Raw genomic sequence first — 13783 nt, 5'->3', positions numbered from 1 at the left:
AACGACAAGAGGGCCGACGGCCCTCTTGTTTCTGGCACTGATGACGAACTTCAGGCGGCCTTGGCTGCGGCCTCGTAATGGGCAAACGACCGGCCGTCGGCATCGAAGATATGCAGATCGTCGGCATTGGCGGTGAGCTTGAGGCTGCTGCCGCGCTGGACCTCGACATTGCCTGGCAGCTTTGCGGTAAGCGGCTGGTCGCCGCGACCGATATCGACATAGACCAGTTGCACTTCGCCGAGCTGTTCGATGTAGTCGACCTTGCCTTCGAACAGGTAATCGGAACCGGTGGCGATGGACAGATCCTCCGGACGCACGCCGAACGAGATTGCCGCACCTTGCGCGCCAGACGGTGTTGCAATCGGCACGGAGGCCTTGCGGCCGCCAACATGGCTGATCGCGGTCGAAGCCCCCGACTTGTCCACGGTAGCCGGCAGGATGTTCATGGCCGGAGAACCGATGAACTGCGCGACGAACAGGTTGCCCGGGCGCTTGTAGAGTTCCATCGGCGTACCGACCTGCTCGATGTGGCCATCCTTCAGCACCACGATGCGATCGGCCAGCGTCATCGCCTCGACCTGGTCGTGGGTGACGTAGATCATCGTGGTGTTGGGCATCGATTCCTTCAGTTTGGCGATCTCGATACGGGTGGCGACACGCAGCGCGGCGTCGAGGTTCGACAATGGCTCGTCAAACAGGAACACCTTCGGATTGCGTACGATGGCACGGCCGATGGCGACGCGCTGGCGCTGGCCGCCCGACATCGCCTTGGGCAGGCGGTCAAGATATTTGGTCAGCTGCAGGATCTCGGCCGCCTGCTTGACGCGACGGTCGATCTCTTCCTTCTTCTCGCCGGCGATCTTCATGCCGAAAGCCATGTTGTCGTAGACGGTCATGTGCGGGTAGAGCGCATAAGACTGAAAGACCATGGCGATGCCGCGTTTGGACGGCGGCACATCGTTCACCCGCTCGCCGGCAATGTTCAAATCGCCCGACGTGATTTCCTCAAGGCCGGCGATGGAGCGCAACAAAGTGGATTTGCCGCAGCCGGACGGACCGACAAAGACGATGAACTCGCCCGATTTGATGTCGAGGTCGATGCCGTGAAGAATATGGATGTTGCCGTAGGACTTCTTCACTTGCCTGAGGGTCAGATCGGCCATTGTTTCCTCCCTTTATTCTTGTTTTCGGTTCAGGCGAGACGCCCGAACCAGGCTCCATAACCGCCAAGGCGAAGCTTGCCGGTCCCCGATTGCGAAGAAAAACCATGCCCCGGCAAAGGTTGCAAGGAACGTCCGCCACCGAGATCCACTTCGGTGATGCTGTTGCCGAGATTGAACGCGCAGACGATGCGTTCATTGCCCTCCTCGCGCGAGAAGACGACGACATCGCCCTGCCCCTGGATGAACTCGATGTCCCCCTTGGCCAGTGCCGGGTGGGCGCGCCGGAAAGCAAGGAAGCGGCGATAGTGCTGCAGCAGCGATGCGCTGTCACTTTCCTGGACATTGACTGCCTTGGACAGATGTTCGCCAGGCACCGGCAACCACGGCCTGGCGGTTGAGAAGCCGCCATGAGGCGAAGCCGCTTCCCATACCATCGGCGTGCGGCAGCCATCACGGCCCTTGAATTCCGGCCAGAACCGGATGCCGTACGGGTCTTGCAGATCCTCGAAGGACAGGTTGGCCTCGCCGAGACCGAGCTCTTCGCCCTGATAGATGCAGGCCGAGCCGCGCAGTGACAGAAGCAGCGCCGAGACAAGCTTGAGATAGGCAACCGGGTCGGCCTCGCCGGCAGCCCAGCGCGAGGCGTGGCGCACCACATCGTGGTTGGAGAATGCCCAGCAGGACCAGCCGTCGCTGGCAACACGACCGAACGCTTCCAGCACCGCACGCACCTTGGCAGCGCTGATCTTTTCGGGTGCCAGGAAGTCGAAGGCATAACACATGTGCACACGCTTGCCGCCGGCTGTGTAAGCCGCAACGACTTCGAGCCCGCGCTGGGAGTCGCCCACTTCGCCGACAGCCGCAGCGGCGGGATATTCGTCGAGCAGAGCGCGGAACCGCTCGAGAAACGCCAGGTTCTCCGGCCGGCTCTTGTCGTAGATGTGATCCTGGTAGTTGTAGGGGTTCACCGACGGCGCCGTCTGGTCGTTGCGCTCTTCCGGCGGCAACGCCGGATTGTTCTCCAGGCCCTCGCTGTGGAAGTAGAAATTGATGGTGTCGAGACGGAAACCGTCAACGCCGCGCTCGAGCCAGAAACGGGTGATGTCGAGCAGCGCGTCCTGTACCTCACGGTTGTGGAAGTTCAGGTCCGGCTGCTCGGAGAGGAAATTGTGCATGTAGTATTGCTGGCGGCGGGTATCCCACTGCCATGCCGAACCGCCGAAGATCGACAGCCAGTTGTTGGGCGGCGTGCCATCCGGCCTGGCATCGGCCCAGACATACCAATCAGCCTTCGGATTGTCGCGGCTGGAGCAGCTTTCGGCGAACCAGGGATGGATGTCGGCGGTGTGCGACAGCACTTCGTCGATCATCACCTTGAGGCCGAGCCGATGCGCCTCGGTCACCAGCGCATCGAAATCCGCCAGCGAGCCGAACATCGGATCGACGTCGCAATAATCGCTGACGTCGTAGCCGAAATCCTTCATCGGCGACTTGAAGAAGGGCGATATCCAGATGGCGTCCACCCCCAGAGAAGCGATGTAGCCAAGCCGGGCGGTGATGCCCTTGAGGTCGCCGATGCCGTCGCCGTTCGTGTCCTGGTAGGAGCGCGGATAGATCTGATAGATCACCGCGCCACGCCACCAGTCGCGATCGACCGCCGGCATGGCTGCCTCGGACTTGCGCTGCATCGTTTGCTTCACCATCAACCTCCTTTGACCGAACCTGCCAGCAGGCCACGCACGAAGTAGCGCTGCAACGAGAAGAACACGATCAATGGCAGAATGATCGTGATGAAAGCGGATGTCGTCAGGATGTCCCAGTCCCCGCCGCGCGACCCCAACAAAGCGTTGAGCTTGCCTGTCAGCACCAGCTCGTTGGCGCCTGTGCCCAGGAAAACCATCGCCACCAGCAGATCGTTCCATACCCACAGGAACTGGAAGATGGCGAAGGATGCGAGCACAGGGAACGACAGCGGCAGCACGATCTTCATGAAGATCTCGAAATCGCTGGCGCCATCGATGCGGGCCGACTCCATGATCTCGCGCGGCAGGCCGGCGATGTAGCTCCTGAGCAGGTAGATGGCGAAAGGCAGGCCGAAGCCGGTATGCGCCAGCCAGATGCCGAGATAAGTCTTGGAAGGAACGCCGAACAGGTTGCCGACACCGTTGTACATTTCGAGCAGCGGTATGAGCGCCATCTGCAACGGCACGACCAGCAGGCCGATGATGACGGCGATCAACAGCGCACGCCCCGGGAACCGCATCCAGGCCAAGGCGTAAGCAGCGAAGGCGGCGATCATGATCGGGATGATCGTGGCGGGAATGGTCACCGTCAGCGAATTCAGGAAGGAACGGCCGACTCCCTCGGAGGTGAGCACGTTGCCGTAGTTTTCGGTGGTGAATCGCGGCGGAACGGTCGAGGAGAAGTAGACACGCTGGCCGCGCGACCCTTCGAATTTCTTGGTCGAGGACTGCACATAGCTGCCATCGGCGGAGACCTGCAGTGTCTCGCCTTCACCAAGGTCGGCGACGGTGCCGACCTGGAACTTGGTCGGCTCCTGGGCGCGTGCGCCAAAGGCCGAAACCTGGGTGCTGCCCGGATTTTCGAAGACGTTGCCTTCGATGACGAATTTGCCGTCCTTCTCGACCTGCTTGTCGGGCGCGGCCAGGCGCACCTGCTGCACCTGCGTCGAACTGAAGAAGGAAGCCCACCAGCCCGAACCGACGATCTGGTCCTTGTCACGCAGGGACGTGACCAGAATGCCGAGTGTCGGGATCGTCCAGACGATGACAAAAAGCAGCGCCGCTATGTGGACCGCCCATGTACCGAAGGAAGACCGGCCGGCCGATTTGCCGCTCGCGTGCGCCATCTCACAAGCCCTCCCTGTTCGCCTGGTAGATATTCCAGATCATGATGGGCAGGACGGCGATCATGATGATGACCGCGATGGTCGCGCCCTTGCCGAAATCGCCGCCACCACGGAACATCCAGTCGAACATCAGATTGGCAAGCACCTGGCTGTTCCACTGGCCGTTTGTCATGGTCAGCACGATGTCGAAGACCTTGAGCACCAGGATGGTGATGGTCGTCCACACCACGATGATCGTGCCCCAGATCTGCGGGATCATGATCTTCCAGAAAATCTGGAAGGGATTGGCGCCATCGATGACGGCCGCCTCGATGGTCTCCTCGGGGATGCCGCGCAACGCCGAGGACAGGATGACCATGGCGAAGCCGGTCTGGATCCAGATCAGGATGACCATCAGGAAGAAGTTGTTCCAGAACGGCATCGATATCCAAACCTGGGGGTCGCCGCCAAGCCCTTGGACAAGCGCGTTGAGCGCGCCGATCTGCACCTGACCCTCGCCGCGATATTCGTAGATGAACTTCCAGATCACGCTGGCGCCGACAAAGGAGATGGCGAGCGGCAGGAAGATCAGCGATTTGGCGATGGTGCCCCACCAGATCTTGTCGGTGAGCACGGCAATGACCAGGCCGAGGAACGTACAAGCGGCCGGCACGACCAGAAGCCACAATATGTTGTTGAAGATCGAGTTGCGGAACTGCCCGTCACCAAGGGCCCATTGGTAGTTCGCGAGCCCGACGAAGCCGTGACCGGACTTGTCCTGGAACGAGGTGATGACGGTGCTGACGACCGGATAGATCAGATAGACGACGAGAAGGATCAGCGCCGGCCCGATGAACAGCCATGGCCGGATCAGGCCTTGACGACGCAGATTGTCGATCGCCGCCTGGCCGCTGACGCCGCGCGCGGGAAAGATGAGGTCGACAAGTTTGTTGGCGCCCCAGAAATAGGCGACGCAGCCGCCGACACCGATCAGAATGACGAGAATGGCCGAAAAGATCTGAGCCGCCATGGGTTCCTCCCCTTGCTGCGGATCCGTGACTGCACCTGCCTCGAACTTCGACCGGAACCTGCCGGGAATGCAAAATTCAGTGCAAGCACCGCCAGGCAGCGCAAACACGCCACCGGGATGGTTCAGTTTCCTCTTTTCCATGGGGCGTTTCCGTTTTCGTGGAAACGCTCCGACTTTTTGCTGTACGCAATTCCGAACGGAAAACGGCTACGCACTCTTCCTGGAATTGCTCCGAGCCTCCAGGTTCCCCAGGCCGATCCGGGGCCTATTTGCCCGGACCGGCATGCCTTGGGAGGCCGCACTCTTGGTTTGCAGTACGATGCCAGGGTCCTACTTGATGCCGTCCCAGCTCTTCTGGATATCGGCCGCGACCGCGTCGGGCGCCTTGCCGCCAACCATGTCGATCATCCCGGTCCAGAACGAGCCGGCGCCGACCTTGCCGGGCATGAGATCCGATCCGTCGAAACCGAAGGTCGAGGCGTTGAGCAGCACCTCGCCTTCGCGCCGCAGGATGTCGTTGGCATAGGCTTCCGGCTTCGTCGTTTTCAGGGCCGACAGGAAGCCCGACTGCGCCATCCAGATCTCATGCGACAGTGGCATCTTCAGGAACTCGATGAAGGCACGAGCTGCCTTGGAGTCTTTCGTGACCATCGCGAAAGTGCCGGCACCCAGCACCGGTTTGCCGAGATCGGCGTGCGATGCCATCGGCGGCAGGTAGAAGAAGTCGGCGTCCTCGCCGAGCTTCTTGCCCTCCGGGAAGAAGGACGGGATGAACGAGGCCATGCGGTGCATGTAGCATTTCGGCGGCACGCTGAAGAGGCCCTTGGGTGAATCGCGGAAGTCGGTCGCCGCGACCGCGGCGGTGCCACCGTCAACCATCTTCGGGTTCTGCACGATGTCGTTGAAGACCTTCAGCGCGTTGACGACCTGCGGATCGGTGAAGGGAACCTCGTTCTTCGTCCATTTGACATAGACCTCGGGCTTCACCGTGCGCAGCATGATGTCTTCGACCCAGTCGGTCGCCGGCCAGCCGGTGGCGCCACCCGAACCGAGGCCGATGCACCAAGGCACGCCGCCATCGGCAATGATCTTTTCGGAAAGCGCCATCATGTCTTCCCAGGTCTCGGGGACCTTGTAGCCGCTCTCCTCGAAGTTCTCCGGCACGTACCAGACCATCGATTTCAGGTCCTGTTTCCAGGGATAGGCAAAAAACTTGGCGTTGCCGTCCTTGTCCTTGTAGGTGCCGAGATCGACCCAGCTCTGGCCGGCGCCGTAATTGTCCTTCACATAGGCCGCGGTCGCATCGTCCAGCGGCGTCAGCATGCCTTTCGAGGCGAGATCCTGGATGAGGCCCGGCTGCGGAAGAATGGCAATGTTCGGCGGGCTGCCGGCCTGCGTATCGATGACGATCTGCTGCTCGTAGTTTTCCGAGGAAGAATAGTTGATGGTGACCCCGGTCGCCTCGCGGAAATAATCCAGGACGGACTGGAACTGCGTCTCGTCGGGACCACGCCACGGACCGAAAACGGTCAACGTCTCGCCCTTGAGGTCGACCTTCTTCAGGTCTTCATAGTTGGCCCAGTTGAACTTGGACTCCTCGCCGGGCTTGAACTTCAATTCGGCGGCCTGCGCAGGCACAGCCAAGGCCAGCGCAGCAAACGCCGTGCCCAGCAACAACAGCTTCTTCATCTGCAATCCTCCCTCTGGATCGGATACCGACGGAACCTCCATTCCGCCGCCGACGTCGCCTGACTGTGCCCGAGCCCGAAAAGGTCTGCAACCTTCCGAAACCGGCATTCAAAGCGCTTTGGCTTCGCGTATCTCGCCACCGAAATCGAAAAGAGTCAAGACCATGCCCAATTAATCGATTTAAATGACTGAAACACGACGTGAAAATCGCAACGCAGCATGGATTTTCGGCACCGCAGCAGCAAATTCACTTCAAAGCCGCATCAGTTGGACCTAGAGTGACCTTTCTTCCTGAACTTGGCTGCCAAGGCCAAGAAGGCTCTCCAAGCGCTTTGGGAGGCGCAATTGAACCTCAAGCAGTTGTCGCAGATGCTGCAACTCTCGCAGACCACGGTGAGCCGCGCTCTCAACGGCTATCCCGAGGTCAATGAGGAAACACGGCGGCGTGTCGTCGATGCCGCCAAACGCCACGGCTATCGCCCCAACCCTTCCGCACGCCGGCTGGCCACCGGCAAGACCGGCATGATCGGCTATGTGCTGCCGACCGGCTCGGCTGTCGACATCGATCCGCATTTCGTCGAGTTCCTGTCGGGACTGGGCGACTATGCCCGCGCGCATGAACTCGACCTGGTGCTGTCGCCGGCCGACGCGGAAGAACAGGAGACGACCTACCGACGCATCGTCGCCAACAAGCAGGTCGATGCGGTCTATGTTTCCTCACCGCGCCCGCAGGACAGCCGCGTCGCGCTGCTCGATACACTTGGCCTGCCCTTCCTGGTGCATGGCCGCAGCGACGGCTTCGATTTCGAGTACCCCTATCTCGACATCGACAACGAAGGCGCCTTTCACGAGGCGACGCGCTTGATGATCCAGCTTGGCCACCGGCGGATTGCCCTGATCAATGGCGACGACACAGAGACCTTCGCCATCCATCGCGAGCGCGGCGTGCGACGCGCCCTAGCCGGCAGCGGACTGGCCTTACCGCCCGATCAGGTTTTCTCGACCGTGATGACGGAAGAAAACGGATACCGCGCGGCAAGGCGCGTCCTGGAGGGTGGCAACGCCCCGACGGCGATCCTCTGCTCCAGCCTGATCATGGCGCTGGGCGTAGTGCGCGCCGTTCGCGAACTCGGCCTGACCATACCGGGCGACCTGTCGCTGATTGCGCATGACGACGTCTTTTCCTGGCTGAAGCCGGAGAACTTCTCGATCCCGCTGTCGACCACCCGCTCCTCGATCCGCGCGGCCGGCGCCAGGGTGGCGGAGCGATTGATCGCACGCCTGTCCGGCCTGGAGGATGGCGCCCGCGGCGAAGTCTGGCCCGTCGACCTTGTCGTCAGGGCTTCGATCGCAGGCGTCCCCGCCTGTGCCTGATCCTGAGCTATCGGCCAGGAGCCGGCCAGATATCGGCCGGCAGCGATACGGTTCGCATGCCGGCAGCCAGCGCCTGCGCGCCGGATGCGGCCTGTCGCGATGCGGCCAGCTGATTGCGGCTGACGACGAGGCCGTTGGCAACCGGGTTCCGTCGCGCAAACAGCGTTCTGAACCAGGGCACGCGCGCGCCGCGCGCCGATGAAAACCGTGCCGGTTTGCCGGAATGGGCGATATGGTCGGCGACGACATCCGCCCAACCCTCGACCAGCCTCGCGCCCGGCTCCAGAAGCAGCAACCAGTCGCTTTTGGCCGCAGCGATCCCGGCGCCGATACCGCCCGCCGCCAGATAGCGGCAGCCAGCGTGTTCAGCCACCTTGGCGGTCTGATCGACCGAGCCCAGATCGCAGACGATCACTTCGCGGACCATGCCTTCGACAACGCCGCCGACCAGCGAGGCCAGCGTGCGCGCCAGCGCCTCTTCGTCATTCCGCGTTTCAATCAGGACGCTGAGCATTCCTGCCGAATAGCGGAAAGCCGCGACCAGCGCCAGCCATCTTCGCCGATCAAAGTTCTTGCTTTGTTCTAACAATGCGGATAGGAATAATTTCATGAGGACAGCGATTCGACGCCCCGCAGAAAGCCCCTGGGAAAGAGCCAAGATGGAACAAGTCGTGCGTGCCGACATTGCGGCTTTCGGAGCCGGAAGGGCCGAGATGGCGAATGCCATGCTGGACCAGAGCGGAATGCGCGTACGACCCGAGCGCAATCGCGGCCGCTCCGCCGGCATCAACCCGTCGGGCCGTTTCGAGCCGGTCAGCCGCCATGTCTTCGACGATGGCTGGGAATCCCTGGAAGAACTGCCGCCATTCAAGACCGAGGTGCAGGTGGAGAAGCCGCGCACCATCATCACGCGCAATGAATCGCCAGACATCTCCTTCGATCGCTCGATCAATCCCTATCGCGGCTGCGAGCATGGCTGTGTCTACTGTTTTGCGCGACCGACGCACGCCTTCATGGGCCTGTCGGCCGGGCTCGATTTCGAAGCCAAGCTGTTCGCCAAGCCCGACGCAGCGCGCCTGCTCGACAAGGAGCTGTCGAAGGAAGGCTACCAGCCGCGCACCATCGCCATCGGCACCAACACCGATCCCTACCAGCCGATCGAACGGCAATACCGGATCATGCGCGAAATCCTGGAGGTGCTGGAGGCGCGCGGCCACCCTGTCGGCATCGTCACCAAGTCGGCGCTGGTGACGCGTGACATCGATATCCTTTCGCGCATGGCCGAACGCGGACTGGCCAAGGTCGCGCTGTCGGTGACGACGATGGATCGCATGCTTGCCCGCACCATGGAGCCACGCGCCTCGACACCGACCAAACGGCTGGAAGCGATCCAGCAGTTGTCAGATGCCGGCATTCCGGCTTCCGTGATGGTGGCGCCGATCGTTCCAGGCCTCACCGATGCCGAGATCGAGCGTATCCTTGATTCCGCCTATGCGGCTGGTGCGCGTGAGGCCGGATATGTGGTGCTGCGGCTGCCCCTGGAAGTCAGCCCGATCTTCAAGGACTGGCTGCTGCGTCACTACCCAGATCGCTACCGGCACGTGATGTCCTTGATCCGCTCGATGCGTGACGGCAAGGATTACGATTCGGAATGGGGCAAGCGCATGAAAGGCGCCGGTCCTTATGCCTGGCAGATCGGCCGGCGCTTCGAGATCGCCGCCAAGCGGCTCGGTCTCAATCTCGAGCGGCGGCAATTGCGGACGGACCAGTTCGTTCCGGCCGCGCGCCCGTTCGAGCAGTTGAAGCTGCTTTAGAGCGCCGCGCGTCCTTTCGGACGCGCAAAGGTCGCTCTAACACTTTGATTTGGCGCATGACGGGTGGCGCAGGCCACCCCGGGTGGCGCAGGCCGCCCCCCTTTCCGAAAATCGATTCCGATTTTCGGGGTCATGCGCGAGACTGGAGCGTTTCCGTTTTTCGCGGCAACGCCGAGGCGTCCAGGCATCCGCCTGGACAGACAGATCCCGTCCGGCCCTGTCCCCCGGCCGTCAGACGGTGCTCTCCGCCAGCTTCCCCTGCTGGCCTGAGGGCTTGCGGAGAATCGGGACGGGTGCGAGTCTTCGCCGTATCATGGCTCGCATGCGTTCCGATTCTCCGCTCTTGTTCGAAATCGTCGAAAAGCCGGACTTCTCGATCGAGAAGAAGGCTATCCGGCAAGGCCTGTGGCCGGTTGCCGGCATGGACGAGGCCGGGCGCGGGCCGCTCGCAGGACCCGTCGTGGCCGCAGCGGTGGTGCTCAATCCCAATGACATTCCCGAAGGGCTGGATGATTCCAAACGGCTATCGCTGCCGCAGCGCGAGGCCCTGTTCGAGGTGATCCTGGCCAAGGCGCAGGCAATCGGCATGGCCTCGATCTGCGCAGAAGGCATCGACGGCACCAACATCCTGCGCGCCAGCCTGGAAGCGATGCGACGCGCGCTCAATGGACTTTCCCTACAGCCGAAGCTGGCATTGGCCGATGGCCGCGATGTTCCGCCCGGACTGCCATGCGAAGGCCGCGCGCTAGTAAAGGGCGATCAGCGCTCGCAGTCGATCGCAGCCGCCTCGATCGTCGCCAAGGTGATGCGCGATCGTATGATGACCGGCTGTGGCCGTCGCCATGAGCATTATGGCTTCGAAGTGCATATGGGCTACGCCACGGCGCGTCATCGCTCGGCCATTGCAGCCCATGGCCCGCTGCAGCGCCTGCACCGGGTTTCCTTCGCGCCGTTTCGCCTCGAGGCGGCGGCAGTCGAGGACTGAAGCCCTCTTCATCCCGCGACCTGTAATGCCATAGAAAAAGCCGCCAGGTTTCCCCAGCGGCTTCTCAAAGATCAATCGAACCGGCAGCTCAGTTGAGCTTCGACTTCACGTCCTGCAGCGAGGTCTTGAAGAGATCGCCGGCAGCCTTGGCATCGACCTTGGCGGCGAGAACGGTGCGGGCAGCCTCTACCGCGAGGTCGACGGCGCTGGCACGAACCTCGGCGATCGCCTCACGCTCAGCCTGACCGATCTTCTGCTCGGCAACCGCGGTGCGGCGCGAAACATAGTCTTCGGTCTTCCTGTGCGCGTCCTCGGCAAAAGCCTTGGCTTCACGCTTGGCAGCCTCGACGATGTCGGCCGCTTCCTTTTCGGCTTCCTTGCGCTTCTTCTGGTATTCAGCCAGCAGCGACTGCGCTTCTTCACGCAGCTTGCGGGCTTCGTCCAGCTCAGAGCGAATCTTGTCGGCGCGGGTGTCCAGCGACTTCGCCAGCGTACCCGGGACCTTGAGATAGATCATGGCACCGAGCAGGATGAACAGCGAAATCGTTGCCCAGACTGTCGCGAGAGATGTGGCGTCCATGACGGGTCTCCTCAGCGAGCGGCTTTGACAGCGGCGGCCACTTCGGCCTTGTCGGACTTGCCGACCAGACTGTCGAGAATGGCGGAGGCGGTCGTCTCGGCAATCGAGCCGACATCCTTCATCGCGCTTGTCTTGATCGCAGTGATGCGTTCTTCGGCTTCGGCCAGCTTCTTCTCAAGGCCGGCTTCGACGCTCTTGCGAGCGGTCTCGGCTTCCGCCTTGGCTTCGTCGCGGGACTTCTGGCCGATCGTGTTGGCGTTGGCCTTGGCCTCTGCCAGCTCCTGCTCGTAAGCAGCAACTGCGGCATCCGCCTCGCCTTTCAGCTTGGCTGCCTGGTCGAGATCCTGCGCGATGCGGTTGGAACGCACTTCAAGGATGCCGCCAAGACGCGGCATCACGACCTTCTTCAGGAAGATGTAGAACAGGCCGAAGGTGATCACCAGCCAGAACAGCTGCGAGGAGAAGGTGGCAGGATTGAACGGCGGGAAGGTATTTCCGCCATGGCCGCCTTCGGCTGGCACCTGGGTGCCGGCTTGCGTCTCGCCATGCGCAGCATGATCGCCGGCAGCGGCAGGCGCGGCCTCTTCAGCATAGGCTGGTGTCACGAACATCTCGTGGTTCCTGTCATTCTGGCTCAGAAGTCAGGCCGGCCGCGTTACAAACGGCCAGCTGGCCTGAAAATCAGGCCGGCTGCAGCGTGCCGCCGGCCTGCGTCAGGTTTGTATCAGCCGCCGAACAGCGCCAGCAGGGCGATGAGCAGCGAGAAGATGCCCAGAGCTTCCGTCACGGCGAAGCCGAAAATCAGGCGGCCGAACTGGCCGTCAGCAGCCGACGGGTTGCGCAGAGCGCCAGCCAGGTAGCTGCCGAAGATGTTGCCGAGGCCGATGCCTGCGCCGCCCATGCCCAGGCAAGCGATACCAGCACCGATGTACTTTGCGGCTTCAGCGTCCATTTCAATTAACTCCTTGATGAATCTGGATTGCTTGGATTGGCCGGCGGGTTGCGCCGGGTATTCGCTTAGTGTCCGCCCGGATGGACGGCGTCGTTGAGATACATGCAGGTCAGCACCGCGAAGACGTAGGCCTGCAGGAAAGCGACCAGGATTTCGAGCGCGGTGATGGCGACCGTCATGATCAGCGGCAGCACCGCACCGGCAATGCCGACAGCGCCCATCGACGTCAGCGTCACCACAAAACCGGCGAAGACCTTGAGCGTGATGTGACCGGCCAGCATGTTGGCGAAAAGACGAACAGAGAGGCTGATCGGGCGCGAGAGGAACGAGATAACCTCGATCGCGACGACGAGAGGCAACAGGATGCCCGGCACGCCGCTTGGCACGAACAGCTTCAGGAAGCCGAAGCCATGCTTGTAGAAACCATAGAGGATCACCGTGCAGATGACCAAGGCGGCGAGCGCGAAGGTAACGATGATGTGGGTGGTGACGGTGAAGAAGTAAGGGAACAGGCCGAGCAGGTTCGCGGTCAGCACGAACATGAAAAGCGAGAACACCAGCGGGAAGAACTTCATGCCGTGCGAGCCGGCGGCGTCGCGCAGCATCGAGGCGACGAATTCATAGGACATTTCCGACACCGACTGCAGACGGGTCGGGATCAGCGCGCGGCCGGACGTGGTCAGAAGAAGGAAACCCGACGCCAGCACCACGGTGACGACCATGAACAGCGCGGAATTGGTGAAGGAAACATCGTAGCCGCCGATATTCAGCGGAACGATGTTGTTGATGTGGAACTGATGGATCGGATCGACCTTGTCAGCTGCTGCCACTTTCTAACCCTCTCGAAAGCCATTCAGGCTTTTTGCGTTCATTCCGGCTTCGGTACGAAGCCGTACTTCAATTCTTTGGACCGTCCGGGCCTTTACCGCCCTGTCCGAACTCGGCGACAGACCCCGCAGAGCGCAACACATTCAATATGCCGGCTCCGAAGCCGAGCAGCAAGCCGACGATCAAACCCCAGGGCGATGAGCCCGCAAGACGATCGACCATCCAGCCAAGCCCGGTGCCGACCGCTATGCCGGCAATGAACTCGCTCGACAGCTTGAAGGCCTGACCATACCCTGAGGTACGACCGGCATTCGCCGCTTCTTCCCCCTGGCTCCTGTCCGGATGCCTCGTCGCCAGACCGGCTTCAAGGGCGCGCCGGCGGCGCTCAAGATCGTCGTCGTGAAAGCCCGGCTTGCCGTCGCCGCCTGTCCGTCCGGTTCCGTCTGGCTTGTCGGCCATCGTAACCTCCCTACCCGGCCAAAACGTCGCCGTTCGCCCGCTTTCAAGTCGCGGGCAACAT

The 13783-nt window shown here is 61.9% G+C and carries 14 protein-coding genes; 3 read left to right on the top strand and 11 right to left on the bottom strand.

Annotated features, from left to right (window positions below; translation table 11 throughout):
• Window positions 1-50 precede the first annotated feature (50 nt).
• From AC3WTO_RS00955 to AC3WTO_RS00935, 5 genes are all read right to left on the bottom strand, one after another.
• A complete protein-coding gene (locus tag AC3WTO_RS00955) occupies window positions 51-1163 on the bottom strand; it encodes an ABC transporter ATP-binding protein (RefSeq protein ID WP_492458805.1) in 1113 nt (370 codons plus the stop codon).
• 29 nt (window positions 1164-1192) lie between these two features.
• Complete coding sequence (bglA, locus tag AC3WTO_RS00950) at window positions 1193-2866, bottom strand: beta-galactosidase BglA (protein ID WP_492458804.1); 1674 nt, start codon at window positions 2864-2866, stop codon at window positions 1193-1195.
• Window positions 2866-4032 (bottom strand): carbohydrate ABC transporter permease, encoded by a 1167-nt coding sequence (locus tag AC3WTO_RS00945; protein ID WP_492458803.1) that lies wholly within the window; start codon window positions 4030-4032, stop codon window positions 2866-2868. The genes bglA and AC3WTO_RS00945 overlap by 1 nt, the downstream gene beginning before the upstream one ends.
• A gap of 1 nt (window position 4033) precedes the next feature.
• Complete coding sequence (locus tag AC3WTO_RS00940; protein ID WP_492458802.1) at window positions 4034-5041, bottom strand: carbohydrate ABC transporter permease; 1008 nt, start codon at window positions 5039-5041, stop codon at window positions 4034-4036.
• A gap of 330 nt (window positions 5042-5371) precedes the next feature.
• A complete protein-coding gene (locus AC3WTO_RS00935; protein WP_492458801.1) occupies window positions 5372-6730 on the bottom strand; it encodes an ABC transporter substrate-binding protein in 1359 nt (452 codons plus the stop codon).
• Window positions 6731-7075: 345 nt separating this feature from the next.
• On the opposite strand from AC3WTO_RS00935, the gene AC3WTO_RS00930 reads away from it, so the two are divergent.
• On the top strand, window positions 7076-8104 hold the full coding sequence (locus AC3WTO_RS00930; RefSeq protein ID WP_492458800.1) for a substrate-binding domain-containing protein: 1029 nt from the start codon (window positions 7076-7078) through the stop codon (window positions 8102-8104).
• A 7-nt stretch (window positions 8105-8111) separates the two neighbouring features.
• On the opposite strand, the gene AC3WTO_RS00925 is transcribed toward AC3WTO_RS00930, so the two are convergent.
• Window positions 8112-8618 (bottom strand): glycosyltransferase, encoded by a 507-nt coding sequence (locus AC3WTO_RS00925; protein WP_492458799.1) that lies wholly within the window; start codon window positions 8616-8618, stop codon window positions 8112-8114.
• A 145-nt stretch (window positions 8619-8763) separates the two neighbouring features.
• On the opposite strand from AC3WTO_RS00925, the gene AC3WTO_RS00920 reads away from it, so the two are divergent.
• Window positions 8764-9918 (top strand): PA0069 family radical SAM protein, encoded by a 1155-nt coding sequence (locus tag AC3WTO_RS00920; RefSeq protein ID WP_492458798.1) that lies wholly within the window; start codon window positions 8764-8766, stop codon window positions 9916-9918.
• 313 nt (window positions 9919-10231) lie between these two features.
• A complete protein-coding gene (gene rnhB / locus AC3WTO_RS00915; RefSeq protein WP_492458797.1) occupies window positions 10232-10903 on the top strand; it encodes a ribonuclease HII in 672 nt (223 codons plus the stop codon).
• A gap of 88 nt (window positions 10904-10991) precedes the next feature.
• Here the strand turns inward: rnhB and AC3WTO_RS00910 are convergent, their stop codons facing one another.
• From AC3WTO_RS00910 to AC3WTO_RS00890, 5 genes are all read right to left on the bottom strand, one after another.
• The gene (locus AC3WTO_RS00910) at window positions 10992-11483 is read right to left on the bottom strand and encodes a F0F1 ATP synthase subunit B (protein WP_492458796.1); all 492 of its coding nucleotides are present in this window, start codon (window positions 11481-11483) and stop codon (window positions 10992-10994) included.
• Window positions 11484-11494: 11 nt separating this feature from the next.
• Window positions 11495-12094, bottom strand: coding sequence for a F0F1 ATP synthase subunit B (locus AC3WTO_RS00905; RefSeq protein WP_129410912.1), 600 nt, complete (start codon window positions 12092-12094; stop codon window positions 11495-11497).
• A gap of 113 nt (window positions 12095-12207) precedes the next feature.
• Complete coding sequence (locus tag AC3WTO_RS00900; RefSeq protein WP_492458795.1) at window positions 12208-12435, bottom strand: F0F1 ATP synthase subunit C; 228 nt, start codon at window positions 12433-12435, stop codon at window positions 12208-12210.
• Window positions 12436-12500: 65 nt separating this feature from the next.
• Window positions 12501-13265 (bottom strand): F0F1 ATP synthase subunit A, encoded by a 765-nt coding sequence (locus tag AC3WTO_RS00895; RefSeq protein ID WP_326895627.1) that lies wholly within the window; start codon window positions 13263-13265, stop codon window positions 12501-12503.
• A 67-nt stretch (window positions 13266-13332) separates the two neighbouring features.
• Window positions 13333-13722 carry an AtpZ/AtpI family protein gene (locus AC3WTO_RS00890; protein ID WP_492458794.1) on the bottom strand — a complete coding sequence of 130 codons (390 nt, stop codon included), beginning with the start codon at window positions 13720-13722 and terminating at the stop codon, window positions 13333-13335.
• Between the last annotated feature and the right edge of the window lie 61 nt (window positions 13723-13783).

The sequence above is a fragment of the Mesorhizobium sp. EU05-FHT14A09 genome (genome assembly GCF_058790995.1).
The sequence above is the reverse complement of the archived record's forward strand: the minus strand, read 5'-3'. Positions and strand labels throughout refer to the sequence as shown.

What these genes read in the sequence shown, in the direction of transcription:
- AC3WTO_RS00900 (WP_492458795.1), bottom strand. Translation starts at nt 12,435, where the DNA reads ATGGACGCTGAAGCCGCAAAGTACATCGGTGCTGGTATCGCTTGCCTG.
- AC3WTO_RS00925 (WP_492458799.1), bottom strand. Translation starts at nt 8,618, where the DNA reads ATGCTCAGCGTCCTGATTGAAACGCGGAATGACGAAGAGGCGCTGGCG.
- AC3WTO_RS00940 (WP_492458802.1), bottom strand. Translation starts at nt 5,041, where the DNA reads ATGGCGGCTCAGATCTTTTCGGCCATTCTCGTCATTCTGATCGGTGTC.
- AC3WTO_RS00920 (WP_492458798.1), top strand. Translation starts at nt 8,764, where the DNA reads ATGGAACAAGTCGTGCGTGCCGACATTGCGGCTTTCGGAGCCGGAAGG.
- AC3WTO_RS00945 (WP_492458803.1), bottom strand. Translation starts at nt 4,032, where the DNA reads ATGGCGCACGCGAGCGGCAAATCGGCCGGCCGGTCTTCCTTCGGTACA.
- AC3WTO_RS00905 (WP_129410912.1), bottom strand. Translation starts at nt 12,094, where the DNA reads ATGTTCGTGACACCAGCCTATGCTGAAGAGGCCGCGCCTGCCGCTGCC.
- AC3WTO_RS00935 (WP_492458801.1), bottom strand. Translation starts at nt 6,730, where the DNA reads ATGAAGAAGCTGTTGTTGCTGGGCACGGCGTTTGCTGCGCTGGCCTTG.
- AC3WTO_RS00910 (WP_492458796.1), bottom strand. Translation starts at nt 11,483, where the DNA reads ATGGACGCCACATCTCTCGCGACAGTCTGGGCAACGATTTCGCTGTTC.
- AC3WTO_RS00890 (WP_492458794.1), bottom strand. Translation starts at nt 13,722, where the DNA reads ATGGCCGACAAGCCAGACGGAACCGGACGGACAGGCGGCGACGGCAAG.
- rnhB (WP_492458797.1), top strand. Translation starts at nt 10,232, where the DNA reads ATGGCTCGCATGCGTTCCGATTCTCCGCTCTTGTTCGAAATCGTCGAA.
- AC3WTO_RS00955 (WP_492458805.1), bottom strand. Translation starts at nt 1,163, where the DNA reads ATGGCCGATCTGACCCTCAGGCAAGTGAAGAAGTCCTACGGCAACATC.
- bglA (WP_492458804.1), bottom strand. Translation starts at nt 2,866, where the DNA reads ATGGTGAAGCAAACGATGCAGCGCAAGTCCGAGGCAGCCATGCCGGCG.